Below are 25,216 nucleotides of genomic sequence, written 5' to 3' on the forward strand. Positions count from 1 at the left end.
GCCTGCGGCGAAACCGCACACTGATCCAGATCATTCCTGCGCCGGGCCGGGCGCGGCCCCTGGCCTGTGCCCGCCGCCGTGCCGGCGGCCACGCGCGCACCGATGGGTGCCGGCGCGGCGTCCGCCGCACCGTGCCTGCCGCCCGCCTGCCGCAGCCATGACGAAGAAAAGGCCCCGCCACAGGCGGGGCCTTCGCGATCCGCGGCACCCCGGCGACCGGCGCCGGCATCCGCCTCAGAGGATATAGCGGCTCAGGTCCGGGTCCTGGACGAGGCTGCCCAGCTGGGCATCCACGTAGGCGCGGTCCACCGTCACCTTCTGGCCGCCGCGGTCCGGCGCCTCGTAGCTGAGCCGGTCGAGCAGGCGCTCGAGCACGGTGTGCAGGCGCCGGGCGCCGATGTTCTCCTGGCGCTCGTTGACCTGGAAGGCGATCTCGGCCAGGCGCTCGATGGCGTCGGCGGTGAACGCCATGTCCACGCCCTCGGTCTTCAGCAGCTCCACGTACTGGCGGGTCAGCGCGGCCTTGGGCTCGGTGAGGATGCGCACGAAGTCGTCCTTGCTCAGCGCGCCCAGTTCCACCCGGATCGGGAAGCGGCCCTGCAGCTCCGGCACCAGGTCCGACGGCTTGGCCAGGTGGAACGCGCCGGAGGCGATGAACAGGATGTGGTCGGTCCTGACCGTGCCGTACTTGGTGGAGACGTTGGAGCCCTCCACCAGCGGCAGCAGGTCGCGCTGCACGCCCTCGCGGCTGACGTCGCCGCCGGACACGCCGGCATCGCCGCGCTTGGCGACCTTGTCGATCTCGTCGATGAAGACGATGCCGTGCTGCTCGCAGGCCTCGATCGCCGCGGCGCGCACGTCCTCCTCGTTGACCAGCTTGGTGGCCTCCTCCTCGATCAGCAGCGGCCGCGCCGCCCTGACGGTGAGCTTGCGGGTCTGCGGCTTGCCGCCGCCGAGGTTGGCGAACATCTGCCGCAGCTGCTGGCCCATCTCCTCCATGCCCGGCGGGGTCATGATGTCCATGCTGACGTTGGCGGCGATCTCCAGCTCGATCTCGCGCCCGTCCAGCTCGCCCTCGCGCAGCATGCGCCGGAACTTGACCCGGGTGTCGTTGTCCTGCGCCGACGGCTCGCTGCGCGCGGCCTGCGCGTCGAAGCCGATGCCCACGCTGCGCCGCGGCAGCAGCGCGTCGAGGATGCGCTCCTCGGCATGCTCCTCGGCGGCGGTGCGCACCCGCGCCTTGGCCTGCTCGCGGTACATCTTGACCGCGGTGTCGGCCAGGTCGCGGATGATCTGCTCCACGTCCTTGCCGACGTAGCCGACCTCGGTGAAGCGGGTGGCCTCGACCTTGACGAACGGCGCGTTGGCCAGCGTCGCCAGGCGCCGCGCGATCTCGGTCTTGCCCACGCCGGTGGGGCCGATCATCAGGATGTTCTTGGGCATCACCTCGTTGCGCAGCTCCGGCTCGAGCTGCATGCGCCGCCAGCGGTTGCGCAGGGCGATGGCGACCGCGCGCTTGGCCTCGTGCTGGCCGACGATGTGGCGGTCGAGCTCCTGCACGATCTCGCGCGGGGTCATGGTGCTGTGGGTATCGGTCATGGCTGCGGGAATGGGCTCATCGAAGGGAGGAAGGGACGACGCGGCGGGGCCGCCGGCCACGTGGCGGCGCGCGGCGGCGCACGCGCGCATGGCCGGCGCGGAAGCTCACAGCTCCTCGACCACCACGTTGCGGTTGGTGTAGATGCAGATGTCGCCGGCGATGCCGATCGCCTCGCTGGCGATGGTGCGGGCATCGAGCTGGGTATGCGCGATCAGCGCGCGCGCGGCCGACAGCGCGTAGGAGCCGCCGGAGCCGATGGCGATGATGCCGTCCTCCGGCTCGATCACATCGCCGGTGCCGCTGATCACCAGCGAGGTCTCCTTGTCGGCCACCGCCAGCAGCGCCTCGAGCTTGCCCAGGCGGCGCTCGGTGCGCCAGTCCTTGGCCAGCTCGACCGCGGCGCGGGTCAACTGGCCGTGCTTTTCAAGCTTCGCCTCGAACAGCTCGAACAGGGTGAAGGCGTCGGCGGCGGCGCCGGCGAAGCCGGCCAGCACCTGGCCGTCCTTGCCCAGGCGGCGCACCTTGCGCGCATTGCCCTTCATCACCGTGTTGCCGAGGGTGACCTGGCCGTCGCCGGCGATCGCGACGTGCTCGCCGCGGCGCACGCAGATGATGGTGGTGGCGTGGAAGACGTTGGGATTCTGGCTGGGGTCCATGCGCTGCTCCGTGTGGTGCTGCCGATCTGGGGACCGCGCGCGGGCGATTCAAGCCCGCGCTCGCGGCCCCCGCGTGGTGCGTCGCGCCAAGACATCGGCGCCGGCGTCCCTACAATCGGCCAGGTGCCCCACGCCCGGGTCCTGCCAGCGTCGCCCCGCGACGGCGGCAGCGGCCCTCACCCCGCACGGGAGCCGCGCATGTTCATCAGGCAACTCAGCTACCTGGTCGCCCTTTCGCGCGAGAAGCACTTCGGCCGCGCCGCCGAGGCCTGCCACGTCTCGCAACCGGCGCTGTCCAATGCGATCCGCGGCATCGAGGCCGAACTCGGCATCGCCATCGTCAACCGCAACCATCGCTTCGAGGGCTTCACCGAGGACGGCGAGCGGGTGCTGGCCTGGGCGCGCCGCGTGCTCAAGGACTGCGAGGGCCTGCGCCAGGAGGCGCGCTCGCCACGCGACAGCCCCAGCGGCGTGCTGCGCCTGGGTATCATCCCCGCCTCGGTGCCGATCGCACCGCGGCTGACCCAGGCGTGCCTGCACCGCCACCCGCGCATCCGCCACGAGATCCGCACCATCGCCGCCAGCGAGATCCTGCACCGGCTGCAGCGCTTCGACATCGACGTCGGCCTGACCTACCTGGACGACGAGCGCCTGGGCGATTTCGACACCCTGCCGGTGTTCAGCGAACGCTACGTGCTCGCCGCCGCCAGCACCGCCGCCTTCGACGGCGCGCGCTGCGTCAGCTGGTCGGAGGTCGCCGACCTGCCGCTGTGCCTGTTCGGCACCGACATGCAGTGCCGGCGCGGCATCGACGCGGCGTTCGCGCGCGCCGGGCGCGAGGTGGTGCCGCGGCTGGAGAGCGATTCGATGACCTCGCTGTGCGCGCACGTGCACGGCGCCGGCCTGTACAGCGTGCTGCCGCACAGCGTGCTGTGCCTGCCGATCCTGGCGATGCCGCTGGCGATGATCCCGATCGTGCCCGAGCTGCACCGCACGATCGGCCTGGTGATGGCGGCGCGGCAGCCGCGCGGGCGGGTGCTGCAGGCCGCGCTGGACTGCTTCGCCGGCGTCGACCTGCAGTACCACGTCGATACCCTGCTCGGCGAGGAAGCCGGCAGCGCCGCCTGCCCGCTGGTGGACTTCGGCCGCACCTGAGGCGGCCGGCGCCGGGATGCGCCGGCCGGTCCGCGCTCAGAGGAAGCCGGCCACGCTCTGCAGGGTGCGGTACACGCCCCAGGCGATGGGCAGGCCCACCGCCAGCCAGGCCAGCAGCAGCGCCAGGCGCTGGCCGCCGGAAGTCGCCGCCGCCGCGGCAGCCGGCGCCTGCTGCGCGACCGTGGCCGCGGCCACGCGCAGCGGTTTGTCCTCGCGCGCCAGTTCCTCCTCGCCCATGAAATGGCGGCGATCGACCGGCCGCACCAGCAGGTTGCACACCAGTCCCACCAGCAGGAAGCCGACCAGGATGTACATGGTCTGGTTGTAGACCTGGTCGCGCGGCGTGCCCAGCGACAGCTGGTAGTCGCGCATGTAGTTGATCACCACCGGGCCGACGATGCCGGCGGTGGCCCACGCCGTCAGCAGGCGGCCGTGGATGGCGCCGACCATCTGGGTGCCGAACAGGTCGGCCAGGTATGCCGGCACGGTGGCGAAGCCGCCGCCGTACATGCTGACGATCACGCAGAACGCGGCCACGAACAGCAGCTTGTTGCCGGCCCCGGCGATGGACGGGATGCTGGCGTACAGCAGCGCACCGATCACGAAGAACAGCGCATAGGTCAGCTTGCGGCCGATGCGGTCGGAGATCGAGGCCCAGGCGAAGCGACCGCCGATGTTGAACAGGCTCAGCAGCGCGGTGAAGCCGGCCGCGGCCGCGGCCAGGGCCTTGAGCTGCTCGCCGTCGAGCGCGCCGAACGGCTTGTGCACGCCGATCAGCTCGCCGCCGAACACCTCCTGCAGCATCGGGCTGGCGATGCCGAGCACGCCGATGCCGGCCGACACGTTCATGCACAGCACCATCCACACCAGCCAGAACTGCGGAATGCCCCAGATGCGCCGCACGTGCACGTGGCCGCGGGCGATCATCGCGTTGGCCGCGGCATCGGCCGGCGGCGGGCTCCATCCCGGCGGCGTCCAGCCCGGCGCCGGCACCCGGTAGCCGAACGCGCCGCCGAGCATGAACGCCATGTACACCAGTCCCATCACCACGAACGTCGGCGCCACCCCGACGTCGTGCGCGTTGGCGAAGTGCGCCATCAGGGCGTTGGCCAGCGGCGAGCCGATCATGGCGCCGCCGCCGAAGCCCATGATCGCCATGCCGGTGGCCATGCCGCGGCGGTCGGGGAACCACTTGATCAGGGTACTCACCGGGGAGATGTAGCCCAGCCCCAGGCCGATGCCGCCGATCACGCCCGAGCCCAGCAGCATCAGCCAGAACTGGTGCAGGTGGATGCCCAGTGCCGAGATCAGCATGCCGCCGCCCCAGCACAATGCGCTGACCACGCCGGCCTTGCGCGGGCCGGCGTGCTCCAGCCAGTGCCCCCAGATCGCCGCCGAGGTGCCCAGCAGCACGAAGAACAGCGTGAAGATCCAGCCCAGCGTGGATACCTTCCAGTCGCAGCCGCGGGCGAACAGCTCCTGCAGGAAGCCGCCCGGCGTGCATGGCACCGGTTCGGTGATCCCCACCGCCTGCGACAGCGGCAGCCAGAACACCGAGAAGCCGTAGGCCATGCCGATGCACAGGTGGATCGCCAGCGCCGCCGGCGACACCAGCCAGCGATTGAACCCCGGCGCGGCGACGGTGCGCTGGCGGGACAGCAGCGGCGCGACCGGCGCCGCGACGTCTTGGATCGAGCTCTGCACGTTGGTTTCCTCCCAAGAGGTGGTACACCGATTGCAAACGACCGGCAGGTGCGCCTCAGCCGGATCCGCGCCGCGCCAGCCAGTGCCGGCCGTAGCCGTACAGGCGGCCCAGCAGCATCAGCAGGCACGCCCCGGCCAGCGTGGGCAGCCACAGGAACTCCCAGCCCGGCTGGGCCATGAACACGATCACCGGGTTGCTGCCGGCCGGCGGGTGCATGGTGCCGGTGGCCAGCATCAGCATCAGCGCACAGGCGGCGGTGATGCCCAGCGCCGCCCAGCCCGGGCCGAGCAGGTGCAGCCCGATCAGGCCGACCAGGCTGGCCAGGCAGTGCCCGCCGATGACATTGCGCGGCTGCGAGAACGGTCCGTCGGGAAACGCGAACAGCAACGCGCAGGTGGCACCGAAGGAACCGAGCAGCCAGGGCTGGCCGGTCCAGGCCGCCAGCGCGCCGACCAGCGACAGCGCCAGTGCCGCGCCCAGTCCCGCCAGCGCGATGGCGGCGGGACGGGGGCGCGCGGTGGCCGCGCGCACGGGGCGGGACGATGCGGACATGGCCGGGTCACTTCTTCTGCGAGAACCGGGCCGCTTCCTCCGAGCCGCCGGTGGCATTGCCGGCGCTGTAGGAATGCGCACCGACACCGGCCAGGTGGCCGCCCTGCACGATCAGGTACTCCTCGCGGATCGGCCGGTCCTCGAAGAAGCACTCCAGGATCTCGCGGGTGCCGGCGGCGTAGCGCGCCTGCGCCGACAGCGAGGTGCCGGAGATGTGCGGGGTCATGCCGTTGAACGGCATCGTGCGCCACGGGTGATCCACCGGCGGCGGCTGCGGGAACCACACGTCGCCGCCGTAGCCGGCGAGCTGGCCGCTGCGCATGGCCTCGACGATGGCATCGCGGTCGCACAGCTTGCCGCGTGCGGTGTTGACCAGGTAGGCGCCGCGCTTGAAGAACTTCAGCGTGTCGGCGTTGATCATGTGCTCGGTTTCCGGGTGCAGCGGGCAGTTCAGCGTCACCACGTCGCAGGCGCGCGCCAGGCTCTCCAGGTTCTCGTGGTGGGTCAGGCCCAGCTCCTGCTCCACCTGCGCCGGCAGCCGGTGGCGGTCCAGGTAGTGCAGGTGCACGTCGAACGGCTTGAGCAGGCGCAGCACGCGCAGGCCGATGCGCCCGGCCGCCACCGTGCCCACGTGCATGCCCTCGATGTCGTAGGAGCGCTCCACGCAGTCGGCGATGTTCCAGCCGCCCTTGGCCGCCCACTCGTGCGAGGGCAGGTAGTTGCGCACCAGCGCCAGCATGGTCATCACCACGTGCTCGGCCACGCTGTTGCTGTTGCAGTAGGTGACCTCGGCCACGGTGACGTCGTGGTCCATCGCCGCCTGCAGGTCGGTGTGGTCCGAGCCGATGCCGGCGGTGACCACCATCTTCAGCTTCTTCGCGCGATCGAAGCGCTCGGCGGTCATGTAGGCCGGCCAGAACGGCTGCGAGATCACGATGTCGGCATCGGGCAGTTCGCGGTCGAAGATGTTGCCCGGGCCGTCCTTGCTGGACGTGACCACGAACTGGTGGCCGTTGGACTCCAGGTAGTGGCGCAGGCCCAGCCCGCCTGAGACGCTGCCCAGCAGCTGGCCCGGGGTGAAGTCGATGGCGTGCGGGGTCGGCAGGGTCTGGCCGTCGGGGTAGCGCTCCAGCTTGGGCAGGCCGTCGCGCGGGTAATGGGTGGGATAACCGTCGATCGGATCGTCGTAGAGCACGCAGAGGACTTTGGCCATGGAGGTTCTCCGGTTGGATGGCGGTACCCGGGCGCGTGCGCCGCGGGAGCATGGATCGGACCGAACATGTCGGCGGCGGCCATGCTTGGAGTGGCCTGCGGGCGAATGCCAATCACTAGTCCTGATCCCTCGATACATCCGCTGAATCGAGCGGCGCCGGGCCTTGTTCCGCAAGGCCTGCGTGCCGTTCGGGCCCGCCGCAGCAGCCGCTCGCGGGCAGCGGACCGGGTGTTTTTTGCGGCGATGCACGATGCCTGCCGGGGTAGCAGGACCACGCGCCGTGGCGACTCGGTCGGCGGTCAGCGGTCGGGTCAGGGACACGGCAGTACCGGCGCGCGCTGTGCAGGTGCACATGGGCCACGTGCCGGTCGTGGAGGCAGGCCTGCAGCCAAAACCCACCGCTTCCCGGGCAGACCTCGGCGGCGGCGACCACCCCGGTGTCGTCGCAGGCACGCCGCGAGATCGGCCACGTGGCCACGCCACGCAGTCCCGCATCCGTACACCCGCCGTGCGGCGACTGCACCGCAATGCACACAGATCGGCCCGGCCACGCGACGGGACGGATATGCCGGCAAGGGGCATGGAGCGCGACGGCAACGAGCGATACCGCCGGCCTGCATAGACGGCGCCATCGAATGCCTTGTCCACGCACACCCTTCCTTCCGGCGGGTCGGGCGTGGAACGCCCGCGCGACGGCAGCGGCCGCGCGGGATACGGCACGCGTGCCGTGCGGTGTCATCACGGCGCCCCGAACAGGAAAGCGAAAGGCATGCGGATCGAGCCCAGCGAAAAGGCGGCGATGGGCAGGCACCGGCGGAGGGCGCGGCAACCGGAGCCGCCCTCGCCGTGGCCGCGCGCCGCTGTGCGACCGCGCAGTGCGCCGTGTCGCGCCTCAGCCGTCCTTCTTGCGCCGCGCGCGCGGATGCGCGGCGTCGTAGACCTGGGCCAGGCGCTGGAAATCCAGGTGCGTGTAGATCTGGGTGGTGGAGATGTCGGCGTGGCCGAGCAGTTCCTGCACGCCGCGCAGGTCGCCGGACGATTCCAGGATGTGGCTGGCGAAGCTGTGGCGCAGCATGTGCGGGTGCACGGGCTTGTACAGCCCCTGGCGCAGGGCCAGCTGCTTCACCCGCACCTGTACCGCGCGCGCGGAGATCGGGCCGCCGCCGCGGCCCGGGAACACCGGATCGGCGCCATTGCCGCCGCTTTCGCCCTGCCAGGCCGCCAGTGCCGCGCGGGCATGCGTGCCCACCGGCACCACGCGCTGCTTGTTGCCCTTGCCCAGCACCGTGACCAGGCCGGCCTGCAGGTCCAGGTCGCGCCAGTGCAGGCCGCACAGCTCGCTCAGGCGCAGCCCGGAGGAATAGAACAATTCCAGCAGCGCGCGGTCGCGCAGGCCCAGCGGCGCCTCGGTGGGCAATGCGACCAGTTGCACCGCCTCGTCGGCATCGAGCACCTGCGGCAGCTTGCGCGGCGCCTTGGGGGCGCGCAGCGACGCCGCCGGCGAGGCGGCCAGGCGCCCGTTCCGGAGCAGCCAGGCGTAGAAGCTGCGGCACGCCGACAGGCGGCGCTGCAGGCTCTTGGGCGACAGGCCGCGGCGATGCTCGTCGGCGACGAAGGCGCGCAGCTGCGCCGTGTCCAGCGCTTCGGGCGCCGTACCCGGCGCCTGGCGCCCGGCCCATCCGGCCAGTGCCTCCAGGTCGCGGCGGTAGGCGTCCAGGGTGTTGGGCGACATCCGCCGCTCGACCTGCAGGTGCGCCAGGAACGCGGCGATGGCCGCCGGCGTCTGCGCCTGCCCGGTCGCGTCCACGGCGCGGCCTCAGCCGGCCGCGGCGAAGCGCTGCAGGCCCACCTGGAGCGATTCGCCCATCATGCGCAGGAACAGCGTGCCCATGCCGGGATAGAAGCGGTTGGGATCGCGGCTGCCCACCGCCAGCAGGCCGGTGCCGGGCAGCGGCACCAGCGCGGTGGACTGCACGTCGAGGGCGTCCTCGCCGTACAGCAGCGCGTTCTTGTCGGCGTGCAGGCGCCCGCACAGCGGCTCGTCCTCGCGCAGGCAGTCGCGGAACGGGGTCAGGCGCGCGTCGTCCTCGGCGATCACCTGCAACCAGGGCGCCTGCAGGCCGGGATCGGCGAACAGCACCAGGCGCACGATGTCGCCGTCGAAATCCTCCTCCAGCGAGGCCACCATCGCACGCACGGTGTCGGCGACGTTGGCCTGGCGCATCAGCGCCAGGGTCAGCTGGTGGGTGCGCACGGCCAGGCGCTCGTTGACCTGGGCGTTGGCGGCCAGCTCGGCCAAGCGGCGCTGCAGCTCGCGGTTCTTGTCGCGCAGCACCTCCAGCTGGTAACTGGCCAGCGAGGCGGTGGGCCCGTCCTCGCGCGGCACCACCAGGGTCAGCGCCAGGTCGGGAAACTGGCGCAGGAAGGTCGGATGGCGGCGCAGCCAGGCGGCCACCTCGTGCCCGCCCGGCTCGGCGGCGCGTTCCTGGAATTCGCTCATGGGTGCCACTCTCCTTCGAAGACGAACGCGGCCGGGCCGGCCATCACCAGTTCGGCATCGTCGGCCGGCCAGCGGATCTGCAGCTCGCCGCCGGGCAGGTCGACGCGCACGTCGCGGCCGACCCGGCCGCGGCGCACCAGCACCGCCACCGCGGCGCAGGCACCGCTGCCGCAGGCCAGGGTCTCGCCGGCACCGCGCTCGTACACGCGCAGGCGCACGTGGCCGGCATCGACCACCTCGGCGAAGCCGACGTTGACCGATTCCGGGAAGGCCGGGTTCTGCTGCATCAGCGGGCCGACGCGGTCCACCGGCGCGGCATCGGCGCGGCCGACCTCGATCACCGCGTGCGGATTGCCCATCGACACCGCGCCGAAGCGCACGCTCTCGCCCTGCAGCGGCAGGAAGTACTCCTCGCGCGGGTGGGCGAAGCCGAGCAGCGGCACCGCCTCGGGCTCGAAGCGCGGCACGCCCATGGCGATGGCGAAGCGGCCATCGCCCAGGTCCTCCACCGCGTGCCGCCCGGCGGGACTGTCGATGGCGAAATGCGCCGCATCGGCAGCCCCGGCGCGGACCAGCCAGGCCGCCACGCAGCGCGCGCCGTTGCCGCACTGGCCGGCCTCGCTGCCGTCGGCGTTCCAGATGCGGTAGGCGGCCACCGCGCCGGCATCGCGCGCCGGCTCGATGGTCAGGATCTGGTCGCAGCCCACGCCGTAGTGGCGGTCGGCCAGGCGCGCGGCGAGCGCGGGATCGGGCGGTGCGCCGCCGTCGCGCAGGTCCAGCACCACGAAATCGTTGCCGGCCCCCTGCATCTTGCTGAAGTGCAGGCGGGCGCCGCCGTTACTGGTCGTCATCGTCGCTACGGTCGCCCTTGTCGGCCGGCGGCTGGGCGTCCTCCGGCTGCAGCGCCTGCTCAGGGGTCTGGGTCGGCGCGGGCGCGGTGGTCTGCACCGGCACCGGCTTCTGCGGCATCACCAGCGGGCCCTTGTTGCCGCAGCCGGCCAGCACCGGCAGTACCGCGGCCAACAGCAGGGGACGAAGCGGGAAACGGAACGTCGTGCTCATGCGCCGAGTATAGCCACTCGCCCGCATGGCCCGCCCCGACTCACCGCCGCGGCGGTTCAGGACGCAGCCACAGCCAGGCCGAGACGAGCGCCATCGGCCCGATCGATACCGCCCACACCCAGGGCCTGGCCACGAACACCAGCACCACCACCGCGCACGCGGCCATCGCCAGCGAGGCCATCCACTTGCCGCGGCGACTGACCGCGCCGTGCGCCTCCCAGTCGGCGATCGCCGGGCCGAAGCGCGGGTGGGTCAGCAGCCGCCGGCGCAGCCGCGGCGAGCCGCGGGCGGCGGCCCAGGCCGCGATCAGCACGAATACCGTGGTCGGCAGGCCCGGCACGAAGATGCCGACGATGCCGGTGACCAGGCTCGCCCACGCCAGCAGCCACCAGGCCCAGCGCAGGCGCACCGGGCGCGTCGCGGCGGGCACCGGCGGGGCCGGCGGCGGCGCGCCCGTGGCGGGATCGGCACGACTTGCCGCCGTGGCCGGCATCCATGTTGATCCGGAACACGATCGGCGCGCGCGCGGTGTCCTGCTCGCGCAGCCGCGCCACCCACTTGGCCGGCTCCCAGTACTGCACCTGCGAGTCCCACAGGCCGGTGCCGACGTACATCGCCGGGTAGGCCTGGCGCCTGACATTGTCGTAGGGCGAGTAGGACAGCATGTAGTCGTAGTACTGGCGCTGCTCGGGATTGCCCCACTCGTCGTATTCGTTGGTGGTCAGCGGGATGGTGGGGTCGAGCATGGTGGTGACCACGTCCACGAACGGCACCTGGGCCACGATCACCCGGTAGTCCTGCGGCGCCTGGTTGGCCACCGCGCCCATCAGCAGGCCGCCGGCGCTGCCGCCCATGGCCGCCACCCGCCCAGGCGCCGCCCAGCCCTGCGCCACCAGCGCCTCGGTCACGTCGACGAAATCGTTGAAGGTGTTCTTCTTGTGCAGCAGCTTGCCGTCCTCGTACCAGGCCCGGCCCATCTCCTGGCCGCCGCGGATGTGGGCGATGGCGTAGACCACGCCGCGGTCGAGCAGGCTCACCGCCGGCAGGTTGAACGCCGGATCGGAGGAAATGCCGTAGCTGCCGTAGGCGTACTGGAACAGCGCCCCGCTGCCGTCCTTGCGGTAGCCCTTGCGGTACGCCAGCGACACCGGCACCCGGGTACCGTCGCGCGCGGTCACCCACAGGCGCTCGGTGACGTAGCGGGAGGGGTCGTAGCCGATCACCGGCTGCTGCTTGAGCTGGCGCCGCTCGCCGGTGGCCACGTTCAGCTCGTAGGTGGTGGCCGGGGTCGTCAGCGAGGTGTAGCCGTAGCGCAGCCACGGCGTGTCGGGCTCGGCATTGACCGCCAGGCCCATCGAATAGGCCGGCTCGTCGGCCTGGACGTAACGCGGTTCCTCCGCGCGCGCCGGCGCGTCCACCTGCGGACTTCCGGGCAGAAGCCGGATGCGCTCCAGGCCCTCCGAACGCTCCTCGATCGCGGTGAAGCCGTCGAACAGCTCGAAACCCTCGATGTACACCGCCGGATCGTGCGCCACCCAGTCGCGCCACTGGCTGCGCGAGGTGGCGTCGCTGGGCGCGGTGACGAGCTTGAAGTTCCGCGCGCCGCCGGCATTGGTGCGGATCACCCAGCGCCCGTCGAAATGGTCGGCGTCGTACTCCACGTCGCGCGCACGCGGCGCCAGCACGGTGAACTGCCGCGGGTCGGCCGCCGGGGCGTAGCGCAGTTCCGAGGACACGGTGCTGTCCACGCCGATGGTGATGTACTTGTCGTCGCGGGTGCGGCCGATGCCCATGTAGAAGCTGTCGTCGTCCTCCTCGTACACGAGCACGTCGTCCGCCGCCGGGGTTCCGAGCACGTGCTTCTTCACCCGCACGGTGAGCAGCGTCTCCGGGTCGTTCTCGACGTAGAACAACGTGCGGTTGTCGTCGGCCCAGACCAGGTCGGGCGACACCCCGGTGATCGCGTCGGCGTAGACCTCGCCGGTCTCCAGGTCCTTGAAGCGCACCGTGTACTGGCGCCGGCCGACGTCGTCCTCGGCCCAGGCCAGGATGCGGTTGTCGCGGCTGACGTCGGCATCGCCGACGTTGAAGTAGTCCTTGCCCGCGGCCAGGACGTTCACGTCCAGCAGCACCTGCTCGGCGGCGAAGTCGCCGGCCGCGTTGGCCTGCTGGATCGACAGCGCGTCCACGCCGGGGCCGTCCTTGCGCCGCGCCTGGACCGGGTAGTCCTTGCCGGCCTCGAAACGGGTGTAGTACCACCAGCCGCGCTCGCGGTAGGGCACCGAGGCGTCGTCCTGCTTGATGCGGCCGACGATCTCCCCGTAGAGCGTGTCCTGCAGCGGCTTGAGCGGAGCCAGCACCTGGTCGGCGTAGGCGTTCTCGGCCTGCAGATGGGCCAGCATCGCCGGCGCCTTGCGCGCGTCGTCGCGCAGCCAGTAGTACGGATCCTCGCGGGTCGCGCCGAACGGGGCCTTCACCGCGTGGGGCTTCTTCGCCGGCTCGGGCGGCGTGGCGGCGGTGGCGGCAAGGGACGTGGCGGAAACGGTCATCAGCGTGGACATCGCAAGAAGGAGAAGGGGATTCATCGATGGGGTTCCTGCATCGGCGGGTCAAGGGCATCCGGGCCCGATGCGGCAGTCTCGGCGGCGACGGTGCCGCAGGCAAGCCGGGCGGCGGGGGATCGGCCTATCATTCGCGCATGGATACCCGCGCCTCCTACGCCGTTCCGCCCGTCCCGCTCGTTCCCTACAGCCAACGCGGCCGGGAGATCGCCCCGTTCCGGGTGATGGAGCTGAGCGCGCGCGCGGCCGAGCTGGAGCGCGCCGGCTTCGACGTCATCCACATGGAGGTCGGCGAACCGGACTTCACCACCGCCGCGCCGATCGTCGAGGCCGGCCGCGCCGCGCTCGCCGCCGGCCGCACCCGCTACACCGGCGCGCGCGGCCTGCCGGAGCTGCGCGCGGCGCTGTCGGGCTTCTACCGCAGCCGCTACGGGCTGGACATCGCCCCCGAACGCATCCTGGTCACTCCCGGCGGTTCGGGCGCGCTGCTGCTGGCCAGCGCCTTGCTGGTCGACCCCGGCAAGCACTGGCTGATGGCCGACCCGTGCTATCCGTGCAACCGCCAGTTCCTGAAGGTGATGGGCGGGGCCGCGCGGCTGGTGCCGTCCGGCCCGGAGAGCGCCTACCAGCTCACCCCGGCGCACGTGGCCGCGCACTGGGACGCCGACACCGTCGGCGCCTTGGCCGCCTCGCCGGCCAACCCCACCGGTACCGTCCTCTCGCGCGCGGAACTGGCGGCGCTGTCGGCGGCGGTGAAGGCGCGCGGCGGCCGGCTGGTGGTGGACGAGATCTACCACGGCCTGACCTACGGCATGGACGCGCCGAGCGTGCTGGAAGTGGACGACGACGCCTTCGTGCTGAACAGCTTTTCCAAGTATTTCGGCATGACCGGCTGGCGCCTGGGCTGGCTGGTGGCCCCGGTCGACGCGGTGCCGGCGCTGGAGCGGCTGGCGCAGAACCTGTACATCGCCCCGTCCACCGTGGCCCAGTACGCCGCGCTGGCCTGCTTCGAGCCGGCCACGATCGAGATCCTCGAGCAGCGCCGCCACGCCTTCGCCGAACGCCGCGACTGGCTGCTGCCGGCCCTGCGCGGGCTCGGCTTCGATATCCCGGTGCAGCCGCAGGGCGCGTTCTACCTGTACGCCGACATCGGTCGCTTCAGCGAGGACGCACAGGCCTTCTGCGCGCACTTCCTCGAGACCGAGCACGTCGCCTTCACCCCGGGCATCGACTTCGGCGACTACCGCAGCCGGCGCCACGTGCGCTTCGCCTACGCCAACAGCCTGAAACGCCTGCAGGAAGCCGTGCGCCGCATCGAGCGCGGGTTGAACACGCTGCCACGCTGAGGTGCAGGCGGTACGCAGGCCGGTCCTGTGAACGACCCGCGGGGAGGCGTCCAGGCGCCAGGAACCCGGGCGGACACAGCCACGCCCGGGCCATCGGCCAGGAGCCGGCTCGACTTCGTCCGGCCCCGGTGCCGCCCCTGGTCAACGCCGGGGCACGATCGCCTCGCCGCTGATCTCCACCCTGCGGTTCGGGGCCAGGCATGCGATCACGTCCGCGCGCTTGGCCTCCGGACATTCGACCAGGGGATCGGCCTCGCCGCGCCCCTCGGCCCGGATCGCCGCCACCGGGACACCGCCCTGGACCAGGTAGTCCACGACCGCCTGCGCACGCTGCCGCGAAAGCTCGAGGTTGTAGGCGTCGGCACCGATGCGATCGGCATAGCCGGCCACGCGGATGGACTGGACCTGGCTGGCGGAGCGGATCGTCTGCTGCAGCCGGTCGAGATTGCCGCGGCCGGCCGGGGTGAGCCGTGCACTGTCGAAGTCGAACAGGGCGTCCGACGACAACCGGATCGGTTCCTTCGGCAACGCCGCCGGCACCGCGACCACCTCGGGCCGCGGTTCGACCCACTGGGCGCAGGCATCCGGCTTCCAGCGGGACGCCTTGGCGATGCCGTCGCGGTCAAACACCACCTGGAACTGGCATTGCTGGTATTCGGGGCTGCCCACCTGCGTGCGGAAGTTGAACAGGTAGTTCCATTCGTGCACGCCCCACATGCCTTCGTTGAAATGGGGGGTGCCGAGCAAGGCCTGGACCTGCGCCTTGTTCATCCCGACGGCGAAGCGCCGCAGGTCGCCGGCATCCACGAAGGTCCCGCCGGCCGGACGGGCTTTCCCGGCCGGCGGGAAGCCGGCCGCGGTATCGCCCGATACCTTGCCGGACGAAGCGCATCCGGCAAGCATGAGCACCAGCATCCCGACCACCATTCCGGCTGGCCCGGGGTACCGGCGAGCGCTATTTGTCTGCATTGGATTCATCTCCTGGATTGGACCAGCTTCGGACACGAGGGCGGGAACGGCATGGAGGCGCCTGGAGGTGGCCAGTGGCCGGACGGGTCCGTCCGGCTCACCGCCCGGAGCGGACTCACCACTGGATTCCGAGGCCGACGGAAACGCCGCCGTCGCCGCGGGTGTTGGTGGTGCCGCTGAGCTTGTAGATCCAGCGGCCGCCTTCGGATACGCCCGAAATGCCGACCGCCATGCCGGCTTCGCCGTTGTAGCCGCCCACCGCGGCCGACGCCATGCTGTGCCCGGGCAGGTAGGCCTGCGGCAGGCCCGCCACCGCCATGGCCGACGCCACGCCGGCCATGGCACGGTTGTCGACCCGGTTGATGTCGCGGTTGATCTGGCTGAATCGCTGGTCGGTATAGTTCTTGGACCAGTCCTGCAGGCCGGCCAGCCCCTGGTTCATCTGCTGCACGTTCACCGCATCGTTGTCGGCCGTGCCCGCCGCGATATTGGTGACCTGGCGATAGTTGCCCTCGCTGCCGACCGATACCGAATTTGCGCGGTCCGCGACCGATCCGGCACCGACGGCCACCGAATTGTCGGCGCTGGCCAGCGCACCGTTGCCCAGCGCCGTGCTGTCGTTGCCCGAGGCCACGGCGCCGGCACCACCGGCCACGGAGTTGTCGCCGCTCGCCGTGGGCCGGCCCTTTCCGTCGCTGTCGTTGGCCTGGAACATGCCGGCACTGCCGTTGATGTTCTGGATCTGCTGGTCGGTATAGGCGTTGGCCTGGGTGATCGCGTAATCGACCCCGCCCTGCAGCTGGCCGACGTTGACCGCGTCGTAGCGATCGGAACCGTCGGCGACGTGGGTCACCTTGCGCTCGGCACCATCGCTGCCCACCGAGACCTCGCCGGCCGAGTTGCTGGTGCCCTCCACGTACGCACCGTCGTAGCCGGTCTGCGCGCCGACACTGGTGCTCGAGCCGGCTCCCAGCGCCACGCTGTTGGCCTGGTCCACGGTCGCGCCCTCGCCGAGCGCCACACCGGCGTCGGCACTGCTGTGGGCGCCGCTGCCCACCGCCACGCTGCCGGCGCCTTCGGCCTTGGCCTCGGGCCCGATGGCCAGGCTGTCGCTTCCGGTCGCTTCGGCCCCGGCCTTGCTCGATTCGACCGACAGGTACTTGCTGTCCGCGGCCGCCGCCTGGAGCTGGTCGATCTGGGTGTTGATGTTGACCAGCGAACTGTTCACGGCACCGAAGGCATCGCCGACGCTGCCATAGCTGCCGCTGCTGGTGCTTCCGTCGGCCCCGACCTGGGTGATCGTGTAGGTCGGCCCCGTCCAGGTGCCGGCGGCACCGTCGTAGCCGGCCCCGCCGCCCAGGTATTCGGCGATCTTGCCGTTGGTGTCGTACAGCTGCGCGCCGTTGACCGCATCGGTGCTGCCCGCCGCGACCGTGCCGGCGGCCACGTTGGAAATGCCGACCGCCGCGCCGCTGCCGTCGCCGCTCAACGTGACGTGGTTCAGGACGTTGCCGTCGGCATCGACGTCGTACTGCACCGCACGCGAGCCCAGCAGCGTCACGTCGCCGGCCACCGCCTTGAGCTGCGCCAGATTGACCGCATCGTCGTCGTCCTCGGCGTCGGCGACGCCGGTCAGGCGTCGCCCCTCGCCGTCCACGTTGCCGAAGTCCACCACCGTGCCGCCGCTCTGGCCCGCCACCGTGACCACCAGCGAGCCCGGATCCTGGCGCACCAGGCCGGCGGTACCGTTGATGATGTTCTCGATGTTGGTGGTGTTGCTGCCCACGCGGCCGTCCAGGTTCTCCAGGGCCCCGCCGACGGTGGAATAGCTGGCCGTGCCGCCGTTGCCGTCGTCGAGCACATAGGCCGGGCCGGTCACCGCGCCGGTGGCCGGGTCCATCGTGGCGCCGCCGCCCAGCGATTCCACCACCGGCCTGAGCTGGACCACGTTCACCGCTTCGTCGGCGGCCACGCCGGCGGCCACGTTGCCGATCACGGTGCCGGAGGCACCTTCCAGGGTCGCCCGCCCGTAGTCCGGATCGCCGTTCGCATCGAGGTCGTACTTGACCGCCACGCCGGATACCGCGTCGATCTGCGAGATCGCGCCCTTGAGCTGGCCCACGTTGACGGCATCCGTGTCCTCGCTGCCGGCGGCCAGGTGGGTGATCTGCCGCTCCGCGCCGGCCTGGCCGATGGACACTTCGCCCGACGACGTCTGCGCCGCCGCCAGCCCGTATGCGGCGTAGCCGGCCAGCGCGCCGCGATCGGCGTTGGACTTATAGCCCAGCGCCACGCTGTTGGCCTGGTCGGAGATCGCCTCCGCACCGAGGATGGTCTGGCCGTTGGCGGTGCCCGAGGCGCTGTCGCCGACGACCACGGAATGGCCCAGGCGCGCGTCGTAGTCGCCGTCCACGTAGCCGCCCGTGAACAGATCGCGGGCATCCACGCTGGCCAGGGTGTGGCTCGCATTGGACCCGATCACCACTTCCTTGGATCCGTTCGCGCTCGCGCCTTCGCCGATCAGGGTCTGGTAGTCCTGGGCGGCGTTCACGGCCCAGCAATCGGCGGTGACCAGCCCGAGCACGTTGAGGCAATTCGTGGCGTAGGCCGGCGAGCCGTCGGGCAGCAACAGGCCCAGCAGCCCCCCTGGATTGCCGGAGTTGACGTTGGTGATGTAGCTGTCGGAGGTGACGCCTCCGATCAGCGTCAAATGCGAATTTCCGCCCGTGGCCGCACCACCGAGCGCATCGATCGCCTGGCCTACCGGGCTCAGGTTCGCCACCGGCAGGCCGAGCACGTTGACGGTGGAATAGGCCTTCTGGATGTTGGCGCTGTTGACCGCCATGCTGCCATCGGTCAGCCAGCCATCGCCGCCGAGCACGCTTTCCAGCAGCGGATCGACCAGCTGCTCGACCGAGCCGATGATCCCGCCGTTGCTGACGATCGTGCCCTTGGCCGCGCGCGTGAGGCCTTTCGGGGTACTGGAAGTGGTGCTTGCCGGCTGCCCGGTCAGGCTGCCGACCACGTTGCCCAGGCCGTCCGTGATCGTATCGACGATGTTGCTCACCGTGTCGCCGACGCCGGCCAGGCCCGAACTGGAGCCGACCAGGCCGCCCACGGTGGTGGCCACGCCGCCGACGGCCTGGCCCGCCACCGTGTCCACGGTGCCGCCGATCGCGCCGACCAGCCCGTTGACGTCGGTGTTGACCACGTTGCCCACGATGCCGGTCAGGCCGTCGGCCAGCGCGCCCGTGGCTTTCCCGACGGTCCCGGCGAGCGCGTCGGAACCGGTGATGCCCCCGACCGCGCCGGCCAGCAGCTGGCCGCCGTTGCCCACCACGGCGGAGGCGCCTTGCCCGACCCCCTCGACCGCCTCGTCCAGGTGGGTCTCGTCCAGGACGTTGGTCACCAGGTGTTCGGCACCGGTAGCCGTTTCCCCGACCAGGTTCACCAGGTCTTCCCGCAGCTCGTTGGTCTTCATCGCCGGAGGCGTGCCGGTGGCCAGCGTCGTCACGGCGTTGTCGAGCGTGTCGGTGGCGGTGTCCACCAGGGCCACGGTGGCGTTGCCGATCGTGGCCAGCTGCGAACCGGAACCGGCCAGCGCGGTCGTCAGCCCTCCCACGGTCTTCGACACGACACCGTCGACCGTCGCCGTGGTGATCCCGACGGCGGGCCGGACGACGGTACCGACCACGCCGGACACGACCGCGGGCAGCCCCGCCGATGCCGCCGCCGCGCCGGTGCCCGCCTTGGCGAGCGCATTCGAGGCGATGACGGTGGCGAGCCTCGCGCTTGCGTTGCTACCCGTCGTCACGACCGGCGACGAGGTGGCTGCACCGATCCCCCTCGCGGCCCCGCCCGGCTGCACGACCGATGGCATGGCCGATGCCGCGTAACGCGCACTGCCGCCCGCCGCCTGTACCGATGCCGGGGCGACGGCCGCTGCAGGCGTGATGGATGCGGGAGCGGCAGTGGCCGATGGCTCCGCATACTTGTCGATCAGCGATGCCAGGTCCGACAACCTGTTGTCCGCCGCCAGCGCATGGCCTGACTGCATGGCCAGTACCAGCACGGAGCAGGCTGCCGCCAGACGTGCCGGGCGGGAAAGGGCGGTGCCGCCGTGCATCATGGCCGCCCCGGCCGGCCTGTCGGAGCGGGCCAGTTCGGATGCGACGACCAGCGCATTGAGCGTCGTGTTCCATACGAGTCGATATACGCGATTCATGATGTCTCCCCCAGTAAGAGATGTCGGTGAACGGTTCCGCCGTCATGGCAGCCGTGTCACGTTCATTACAGGGGAGGCGGCGGCGCATCATTGCTCCGTTACGGCACGCCGACGGATCTTTACGGCAAATCGATATGTAATTTCGGCAACCGCATAGGCGAAACGCCTCGCATCCCGCGGTCGCGGAGGAATCCATGCCCAATCGCGGATCGGAACCGGCCGGCCGCGTGTTCAACCGGCCTCGATGCCGTTGGAGGGGGCACGCAACAGCGTCTCCCTGGGCAACTCCCCGAAGATGCGGCGGTAGTTGTCCGCGAAACGCGACAGATCCCACAGGCCGTAGCTCAAGGCGATCGACTTCACCGAGCGCCGGCTGGCATCGGTCATGGACAGGCTTCGGCATGCCGAGCACAGCCTGAGCATCGACAGGTAGCGGTTCGGCGATATCCCCAGCAGGTTGTCGAAGGCGTAGCGCAGCGCGCGTTCGCTGACGCCGGCGGCATTGCAGATCTCGTGCATGTAGATATTGCGCCGCAGGTTGGAACGCATGAAGTTCTCGGCGCGCTGCAGGATGAGGTAGTGGGTATGTCGTCCTCGCGAGCAGGTGGGACGGTCGCTGCCGGAAGCGGAAAGCATCGCCTGCAGATGCTTGTGCAAATAGGCCTCGCCGATGCTCGTCTCCTGCACGCCGCTCATGTCGGCGGAGGAAACCAATCGCTGCCGCACGTGCTCGCACAGCTGCTGCAGCTCGCGCGCCTCCTGCCATTCTCCCGCCCTGAACAGCGACGCGCTGTTGCCGGGAGGCGTCACCCGTCCCAGGTTGAGTTCGGAGAATTTCTGATCGAAGCGCTTCAGCGGCACCAGCATGAAGGTAACGCGGGTGCCGGCGCTCAGCGCGAATTCGCTGATGCCGTCCGGCAGCACCGTCACCACCGCGCCGCATTCCAGGGGCGTGCCATGGCACCAGCTGCCGGCATCGCCCGTCTGGTGGACGAAGCCCAGCAGACACCAGTCCAGCGGCAGCATGAATCGGCCCCGGAACCGGAAACCGGTCTCCGCCGTGCACAACAGGACACCGTCGTGGACCCGGGACGTGATCGCCGCGCGTGGCCCGGCGTTGTCCAGCAGCACCATTTCCACTTCGCAGACCTTCAGCACGCCGCCCAACGTCACCAGGTCGAGCGGCCTCAATTCATCATCCGCGATGCCACCGGCCTTGCTCTCGGACATGGCTCGAAAGTCCCCCCCCTTCGATACGACACGAACAAGCCCTCGCCCGGGGCGAAGCCCGGCAAGCGCAAATCATTCCAAGACCAGGGAGCGTCGATCCCGTGTGGTGACGCCCCTTCCCCCGAAATCGTGCACAGGGATTCAAGCACGCCTATTAACGTATTCATGCACGATTTCGGCAATTGCCACGGCCCGGCCTGTTTCCAGCATCGTGAACCGAGTCACATATCAATCTCGGCCGAAACAAAAACGTGACACACGCCACATGGAACTTGCCCGGACGTTGCCGAATTTGTGCATCTCCCAACACCGCCGGACACCGATGATGCATCGCAGTCGGGGCAAAGCAGCGCTTGTCCCGGCACTCAGGGGGAATCATGAAAAGTCCACGGTGGAATGGACGCAGTACCTGTCCGGCGGCATCGCCGCGCATTCCAGTGCCTGTTTCAGGGCGGCCTCGCATGCTCCCCCTGATGTTCGATCCGGCCATCCTTCCAATACACGCGAATGCCCTCTGGCGCATGGGAGCGACGGGGGGATTGGCCATTCCAACCGGCGGAGCGATCCAGAATCCGGCCGGATCGTCCCGGGGAAAGTCCCCGACAACCACGGAGTAGACCGATGAATGCGATCCGCAAGTTCCTGAAGGAAGAAGACGGCGTGACGGCCCTGGAGTACGGACTGCTGGCGGCCATCGTCGCCGGCATTCTCGTGGCCACGGCCAAGCCCCAGCTGACGGCATTCTTCACCGAGCTCTTCACCAAGCTGCGCCAGGCCGTCAGCGAGCAATAACGACCGGCCGTGGATATGTCGACCCATCGACTGGTAGTGATCGTGTTCTGCATGGGGGTCATTGCGAGTGACCTGTATGCCAGGCGCGTCTCCAACCGCTGGCTGCTGGCCGGGCTGGCGGTTGGGGTTCTCCTGCACGTCGATGCCTGGCGGCTTGGCCAGGCCGGATTCCCCGGGTCGGCATTGCTGGGCCTGGCGGTCGGCCTGGTGGCGCTGCTGCCTTTCCATGCCGTGGGCTGGATGGGTGCAGGCGACGTCAAGTTCTTTTCCGTCATCGGATTCCTGCTCGGCTGGCAGGCCCTGCTGCCGGTGTGGATCATCGCCAGCCTGCTGGCCGGCGTGCATGCCACGGCGGTCGTGCTGGCCCGCTATCGGGACGGCGCATGGATCCCGCTGCACCTGCAGCTGTTCCTGCACGGCACCCAGGTCCGCCCCGGGGTCCACGGCTGGTGGGCACGGATGCTGGCGGCGCGCCAGGGCCGGAAAGGAATTCCGTACGCGGCCTATCTCGGCATCGGCGTACTGGTGTGGATTCTTGTCCCGGGAGTCAGGACATGAGCCGTCCTTGCCGGACCGGCGCGACAAGCCCGTCGCGCGGTGCCACCGGGGGACCGGCGGGCCAGCGCGGCGTCGTCACCATCGAATTCGCACTGATGCTCATGCTGGGGTTGCTCCCTCTGCTGTTGCTGACCTTCTCCGGCGCGATGATCTTCGCCGCGAAGCAATCGCTGTCGCTGGCCGCGGCCGAGGGCGCGCGGGCGACGCTGCATTACGGCAGCGATGCGCAACGCCAGGCGTCGGCGCACGCGGCCGCAGTCCGCTCCATGCAGTGGCTGCTGGGATTTGCCGGCAATTCGAACGCGGCAGGCATCGAAGTCTCCGGTCCGATCGCCTGCGAAGCGGGCTCGGGCACCTATTGCTACACCGTCACCACGTCCTACCGATACGACGAAAAACCCTTTCTGCCCGGTACGGCCGCGCTTTACGGCTGGGTGATGGGCGCCTCCCTGAAGGATGCCGCCACCGCCCAGCTGGATGCCGAGTCCGCCAGGCAATTGGGCTTGAGATAGCAATACCTCCCCCGGAAAAACCATCGGATGTCCGATCCGGCCCCACCGCGCCCCGGATCGTTGCCTGCAAGGAGAACCGCGGATGCAGAAGGTCACACGTATCGTTGCCGTCGCATTGGTCGTTCTGGCATTGATCATGGCGGTTGTCGCCATCAGCGTCGGCAAGCGCGGTACCCACACCACGGCGGCAGCCGGCACATCGGAGCCCACCCCGTCCTTGCCGGTGGTGGTCGCCACCCGCGAGCTGGCCGCGGGCACGGCCATCCCCGGGGATGCATTGCAGATCGTGGACAAGCCGCAACGTCCACCAGGCGCCTATACCCGCATCGACCAGGTGGCCGGACGGGTTCCGGCCCAGCACGTCCCGTCCGGCTCAATCCTGACGGCCACGATGATCGCGCGCGGCCTGGGACTTCAGCTCAACCCCGGCGAGCGCGCCATCGCGGTCCCCGTGGACGAGCTGACGGGCGCGGGCAACCGGGTGGCGCCCGGCGACTATGTCGACGTGTTCCTCAACCTGGGCGATTCGCGCCGCGCCGCCGCGGAAGACGTGCCGAGCCAGGCGCGATTGCTGCTCTCCCGCGTCCGGGTCCTGGGCTACGGTGCGGACGATCTGGATCGCCGCGCTGCCGCCGCGGAGGAAGCACCGGCTCCCCCGCCCGCCGAGGCCGATTCCAGCCCCGCCTCCGGCACTGCGCCCAACCGCAGCGACAGCCGTCGTGCCCGCGCGCTGGCCGAGCGTGGCGACGAGGCCCCGTACGGCAGCCCGTCCTCCGTCGCCGGTGGCGCGGCACGGTCCGCGATACTGGCCGTGCCGGTCGAGGACGCCAGCAGCCTGCTGCTGGGCGCGCAGACGGGCAAGCTGTTCCTGGCCCTGCGTAGCCCGGTCGACGACGGCCTGGCCGATGCCTCGCTGTTCCCGCGGCCGCGCAAGGTGCTCGCGCCACGCGCGGACCTCGGGCCCGACGAGCGTGCGGCCCTGGGGGCTCCCGAGAACGAGGCCTTTGCCGGCATCGACAGTCGCGCCCTGTCGGGCAATGCATCGGCCGCCGTCCAGGCTCCGCCGCCGGCCCGCACCGGCGCCACCGGCACTGCCCGCCGCAACGGAATCGAGATCATTCGTGGCGACGGGCAAGGCTCGCGTCTGTCCCCCCCGTAACCCTGGAGCCGCTCGGCACATGAGCACTGCCTCGCCCTGTCCCCGTACTCGTCCCCACTCCACCGCCCGTGGCCTGTTGCTGGGCATCGCCATGATGGCCGGCCTGTCGCTGGTGCCGATACGGCCGGCCGCGGCCGCCGACGCCCAGGTGGTCCTGCAAAGTCACGAACAGCGGCCCTGGCAGCTGCCTGCCGACCTGGAACGGCTGGCCATCGCCAACCCCGACGTCGCGGACGTGGTCACCCTGCGCGACAGGCACCAGGCCCTGCTCGTGGGCAAGGCGCCGGGCACCACCACCTTGCTGCTGTGGCAGCGCGATGCGGCAAGCCCGCAACGGATCCGGGTGGAAGTGCGCAATGCCGTCCAGGACGCATTGCTGGGGGACTCCACGGCGACCACCCACGTCCAGGATGGACAGGCCCTGCTCGCGGGCTCGCACGATTCCACGCTGCAGCACGAGCAGGCCCGCAAGGCGCTGTCGGCGGCGTTGCCCGACAAGGGCACGGTCAACGACGTCTCGACCGTCGCCAGTGGCGGCGTGGTCCAGGTGGAAGTCCGCGTGGTCGAATTCAACAAGACCACCCTGAAGCAGCTGGGCCTGAACTTCTCCAACAGCAACGGCGGCTTCAGTTACGGCTTCACCAGCCCGACCGGATCCTCCGGCAGTTCCGGCTCCGGGGACAGCGGCAGCGCGTTGTCGTCGGCGTTCAACCTCGTTGCCAGTTCGCTGACCCATGGCTGGGACGCCAGCCTGGACCTGCTTCAGAGCAACGGCATGGCCCGGGTGCTGGCCGAGCCGACGCTGGTGGCCCTGTCCGGGCAGAGTGCCAGCTTCCTGGCCGGCGGCGAGTTGCCGATCCTCGAGCCGCAGGGGCTCGGCACCACGACCGTCACCTACAAGCCCTTCGGCATCGGCCTCACCGTCACCCCGACCGTGCTCTCCCGCGACCGCATCGCATTGAAGGTGGCCCCGGAAGCGAGCGACCTGGACTACACCAACGGCGTCACCCTCAGTGGCGTGCAGGTGCCCGCGATCACCACTCGCCGGGCGGACACCACCATCGAACTGGGCGATGGCGAGAGCTTCGTGATCGGCGGGCTGATCAGCAGCAACCTGACGTCCACGGTGAACAAGATCCCCCTGCTGGGCGACCTGCCGATCATCGGCTCCTTCTTCCGCAACCTCAATTACAAGCGCCAGGACAAGGAGCTGGTGATCGTGGTCACTCCCCGGCTGGTGCAGCCGCTGGCGCGCGGCACGCGGATATCGCTGCCCGGCGAGCATGAGTCCCAGCCCGACATGCCGGTATGGGGTGCCTGGTTGCTCCATCCCGCAGGCCCGGATCCCGTCCCCGGCTTTTCCCGCTGAGAGCGCCCGCCCGTGAATTCACCCGTGGCCATGCATCCCCGTCACCCGCCCG

21 protein-coding genes and 2 pseudogenes are annotated in these 25,216 nt (G+C 70.5%); 8 read left to right on the plus strand and 15 right to left on the minus strand.

Features of this window, described 5'->3' with window-relative positions:
* Positions 1–234: 234 nt before the first annotated feature.
* Positions 235–1,599 (minus strand): ATP-dependent protease ATPase subunit HslU, encoded by a 1,365-nt coding sequence (gene hslU, locus BN3794_RS13555; RefSeq protein WP_066098069.1) that lies wholly within the window; start codon positions 1,597–1,599, stop codon positions 235–237.
* 105 nt (positions 1,600–1,704) lie between these two features.
* Entirely contained in the window at positions 1,705–2,256 is a 552-nt protein-coding gene (hslV, locus tag BN3794_RS13560) for an ATP-dependent protease subunit HslV (RefSeq protein WP_066098071.1), read from the minus strand.
* Positions 2,257–2,454: 198 nt separating this feature from the next.
* On the opposite strand from hslV, the gene BN3794_RS13565 reads away from it, so the two are divergent.
* Positions 2,455–3,411 (plus strand): LysR family transcriptional regulator, encoded by a 957-nt coding sequence (locus tag BN3794_RS13565; RefSeq protein ID WP_066098073.1) that lies wholly within the window; start codon positions 2,455–2,457, stop codon positions 3,409–3,411.
* 36 nt (positions 3,412–3,447) lie between these two features.
* Here the strand turns inward: BN3794_RS13565 and BN3794_RS13570 are convergent, their stop codons facing one another.
* The 9 genes and pseudogenes from BN3794_RS13570 to BN3794_RS13605 all read right to left on the minus strand — a co-directional run.
* Positions 3,448–5,115, minus strand: a complete 1,668-nt coding sequence (locus BN3794_RS13570; RefSeq protein WP_078059759.1) for an OFA family MFS transporter — start codon at positions 5,113–5,115, stop codon at positions 3,448–3,450.
* 55 nt (positions 5,116–5,170) lie between these two features.
* Complete coding sequence (locus BN3794_RS13575; RefSeq protein ID WP_066098075.1) at positions 5,171–5,668, minus strand: HPP family protein; 498 nt, start codon at positions 5,666–5,668, stop codon at positions 5,171–5,173.
* 7 nt (positions 5,669–5,675) lie between these two features.
* Positions 5,676–6,881, minus strand: coding sequence for an NAD-dependent formate dehydrogenase (locus BN3794_RS13580; protein ID WP_066098077.1), 1,206 nt, complete (start codon positions 6,879–6,881; stop codon positions 5,676–5,678).
* 892 nt (positions 6,882–7,773) lie between these two features.
* On the minus strand, positions 7,774–8,688 hold the full coding sequence (gene xerC, locus BN3794_RS13585; RefSeq protein ID WP_078059760.1) for a tyrosine recombinase XerC: 915 nt from the start codon (positions 8,686–8,688) through the stop codon (positions 7,774–7,776).
* A gap of 9 nt (positions 8,689–8,697) precedes the next feature.
* Complete coding sequence (locus BN3794_RS13590) at positions 8,698–9,381, minus strand: DUF484 family protein (protein ID WP_066098078.1); 684 nt, start codon at positions 9,379–9,381, stop codon at positions 8,698–8,700.
* Positions 9,378–10,232 (minus strand): diaminopimelate epimerase, encoded by an 855-nt coding sequence (gene dapF / locus BN3794_RS13595; protein WP_066098080.1) that lies wholly within the window; start codon positions 10,230–10,232, stop codon positions 9,378–9,380. The genes BN3794_RS13590 and dapF overlap by 4 nt, the downstream gene beginning before the upstream one ends.
* Positions 10,219–10,443, minus strand: a complete 225-nt coding sequence (gene lptM / locus BN3794_RS13600; protein ID WP_066098082.1) for an LPS translocon maturation chaperone LptM — start codon at positions 10,441–10,443, stop codon at positions 10,219–10,221. The genes dapF and lptM overlap by 14 nt, the downstream gene beginning before the upstream one ends.
* 40 nt (positions 10,444–10,483) lie before the next feature.
* A complete protein-coding gene (locus tag BN3794_RS16045; RefSeq protein ID WP_078059825.1) occupies positions 10,484–10,936 on the minus strand; it encodes a YbaN family protein in 453 nt (150 codons plus the stop codon).
* Positions 10,884–13,028 (minus strand): annotated as a pseudogene (locus BN3794_RS13605) (S9 family peptidase); the annotation flags it as partial. The pseudogene BN3794_RS13605 and the gene BN3794_RS16045, both read right to left, overlap by 53 nt.
* Positions 13,029–13,141: 113 nt before the next feature.
* Between BN3794_RS13605 and BN3794_RS13610 the strand changes: the two are divergent.
* Entirely contained in the window at positions 13,142–14,350 is a 1,209-nt protein-coding gene (locus BN3794_RS13610) for a pyridoxal phosphate-dependent aminotransferase (protein WP_066098084.1), read from the plus strand.
* A 141-nt stretch (positions 14,351–14,491) separates the two neighbouring features.
* Here BN3794_RS13610 and BN3794_RS13615 read toward each other — a convergent pair whose 3' ends face one another.
* Both BN3794_RS13615 and BN3794_RS13620 read right to left on the minus strand, forming a co-directional pair.
* Entirely contained in the window at positions 14,492–15,265 is a 774-nt protein-coding gene (locus BN3794_RS13615) for an OmpA family protein (RefSeq protein ID WP_236493263.1), read from the minus strand.
* Between the two features lie 169 nt (positions 15,266–15,434).
* Positions 15,435–18,953: a YadA-like family protein gene (locus tag BN3794_RS13620; RefSeq protein WP_425476728.1), complete on the minus strand. Its 3,519-nt coding sequence runs from the start codon at positions 18,951–18,953 to the stop codon at positions 15,435–15,437.
* A 19-nt stretch (positions 18,954–18,972) separates the two neighbouring features.
* Here BN3794_RS13620 and BN3794_RS17085 point away from each other — a divergent pair, with 19 nt between their 5' ends.
* A complete protein-coding gene (locus tag BN3794_RS17085; RefSeq protein ID WP_425476735.1) occupies positions 18,973–19,215 on the plus strand; it encodes a hypothetical protein in 243 nt (80 codons plus the stop codon).
* Positions 19,216–19,406: 191 nt separating this feature from the next.
* Here BN3794_RS17085 and BN3794_RS17090 read toward each other — a convergent pair.
* Positions 19,407–19,544, minus strand: a pseudogene (locus tag BN3794_RS17090) (ESPR domain-containing protein); the annotation flags it as partial.
* 231 nt (positions 19,545–19,775) lie between these two features.
* On the minus strand, positions 19,776–20,774 hold the full coding sequence (locus BN3794_RS13630) for a helix-turn-helix domain-containing protein (RefSeq protein ID WP_066098094.1): 999 nt from the start codon (positions 20,772–20,774) through the stop codon (positions 19,776–19,778).
* Between the two features lie 621 nt (positions 20,775–21,395).
* Between BN3794_RS13630 and BN3794_RS13635 the strand changes: the two genes are divergently transcribed.
* The 5 genes from BN3794_RS13635 to BN3794_RS13655 all read left to right on the plus strand — a co-directional run bounded on the left by BN3794_RS13635 (position 21,396) and on the right by BN3794_RS13655 (position 25,164).
* Positions 21,396–21,566, plus strand: coding sequence for a Flp family type IVb pilin (locus BN3794_RS13635; RefSeq protein WP_066098096.1), 171 nt, complete (start codon positions 21,396–21,398; stop codon positions 21,564–21,566).
* A 15-nt stretch (positions 21,567–21,581) separates the two neighbouring features.
* Positions 21,582–22,124 (plus strand): A24 family peptidase, encoded by a 543-nt coding sequence (locus tag BN3794_RS13640; RefSeq protein WP_066098098.1) that lies wholly within the window; start codon positions 21,582–21,584, stop codon positions 22,122–22,124.
* Positions 22,121–22,636, plus strand: a complete 516-nt coding sequence (locus tag BN3794_RS13645; RefSeq protein WP_078059762.1) for a TadE/TadG family type IV pilus assembly protein — start codon at positions 22,121–22,123, stop codon at positions 22,634–22,636. Before BN3794_RS13640 ends, BN3794_RS13645 begins: the two co-directional genes overlap by 4 nt.
* Before the next feature lie 82 nt (positions 22,637–22,718).
* On the plus strand, positions 22,719–23,795 hold the full coding sequence (cpaB, locus tag BN3794_RS13650) for a Flp pilus assembly protein CpaB (RefSeq protein WP_078059763.1): 1,077 nt from the start codon (positions 22,719–22,721) through the stop codon (positions 23,793–23,795).
* Positions 23,796–23,814: 19 nt separating this feature from the next.
* Positions 23,815–25,164 (plus strand): type II and III secretion system protein family protein, encoded by a 1,350-nt coding sequence (locus tag BN3794_RS13655; RefSeq protein WP_425476719.1) that lies wholly within the window; start codon positions 23,815–23,817, stop codon positions 25,162–25,164.
* Positions 25,165–25,216: the final 52 nt, after the last annotated feature.

This window comes from Xanthomonas massiliensis, assembly GCF_900018785.1.
GTDB classification, from domain to species: Bacteria; Pseudomonadota; Gammaproteobacteria; order Xanthomonadales; family Xanthomonadaceae; genus Xanthomonas_B; species Xanthomonas_B massiliensis.

Coding starts and splice junctions, on each gene's coding strand:
- BN3794_RS13645 (WP_078059762.1), top strand. CDS start 22,121: ATGAGCCGTCCTTGCCGGACCGGCGCGACAAGCCCGTCGCGCGGTGCC.
- BN3794_RS13655 (WP_425476719.1), top strand. CDS start 23,815: ATGAGCACTGCCTCGCCCTGTCCCCGTACTCGTCCCCACTCCACCGCC.
- BN3794_RS13640 (WP_066098098.1), top strand. CDS start 21,582: ATGTCGACCCATCGACTGGTAGTGATCGTGTTCTGCATGGGGGTCATT.
- hslV (WP_066098071.1), bottom strand. CDS start 2,256: ATGGACCCCAGCCAGAATCCCAACGTCTTCCACGCCACCACCATCATC.
- BN3794_RS13590 (WP_066098078.1), bottom strand. CDS start 9,381: ATGAGCGAATTCCAGGAACGCGCCGCCGAGCCGGGCGGGCACGAGGTG.
- cpaB (WP_078059763.1), top strand. CDS start 22,719: ATGCAGAAGGTCACACGTATCGTTGCCGTCGCATTGGTCGTTCTGGCA.
- BN3794_RS13580 (WP_066098077.1), bottom strand. CDS start 6,881: ATGGCCAAAGTCCTCTGCGTGCTCTACGACGATCCGATCGACGGTTAT.
- BN3794_RS16045 (WP_078059825.1), bottom strand. CDS start 10,936: ATGCCGGCCACGGCGGCAAGTCGTGCCGATCCCGCCACGGGCGCGCCG.
- dapF (WP_066098080.1), bottom strand. CDS start 10,232: ATGACGACCAGTAACGGCGGCGCCCGCCTGCACTTCAGCAAGATGCAG.
- BN3794_RS13565 (WP_066098073.1), top strand. CDS start 2,455: ATGTTCATCAGGCAACTCAGCTACCTGGTCGCCCTTTCGCGCGAGAAG.
- lptM (WP_066098082.1), bottom strand. CDS start 10,443: ATGAGCACGACGTTCCGTTTCCCGCTTCGTCCCCTGCTGTTGGCCGCG.
- BN3794_RS13630 (WP_066098094.1), bottom strand. CDS start 20,774: ATGTCCGAGAGCAAGGCCGGTGGCATCGCGGATGATGAATTGAGGCCG.
- hslU (WP_066098069.1), bottom strand. CDS start 1,599: ATGACCGATACCCACAGCACCATGACCCCGCGCGAGATCGTGCAGGAG.
- BN3794_RS13635 (WP_066098096.1), top strand. CDS start 21,396: ATGAATGCGATCCGCAAGTTCCTGAAGGAAGAAGACGGCGTGACGGCC.
- BN3794_RS13610 (WP_066098084.1), top strand. CDS start 13,142: ATGGATACCCGCGCCTCCTACGCCGTTCCGCCCGTCCCGCTCGTTCCC.
- BN3794_RS13615 (WP_236493263.1), bottom strand. CDS start 15,265: ATGCTGGTGCTCATGCTTGCCGGATGCGCTTCGTCCGGCAAGGTATCG.
- BN3794_RS13575 (WP_066098075.1), bottom strand. CDS start 5,668: ATGTCCGCATCGTCCCGCCCCGTGCGCGCGGCCACCGCGCGCCCCCGT.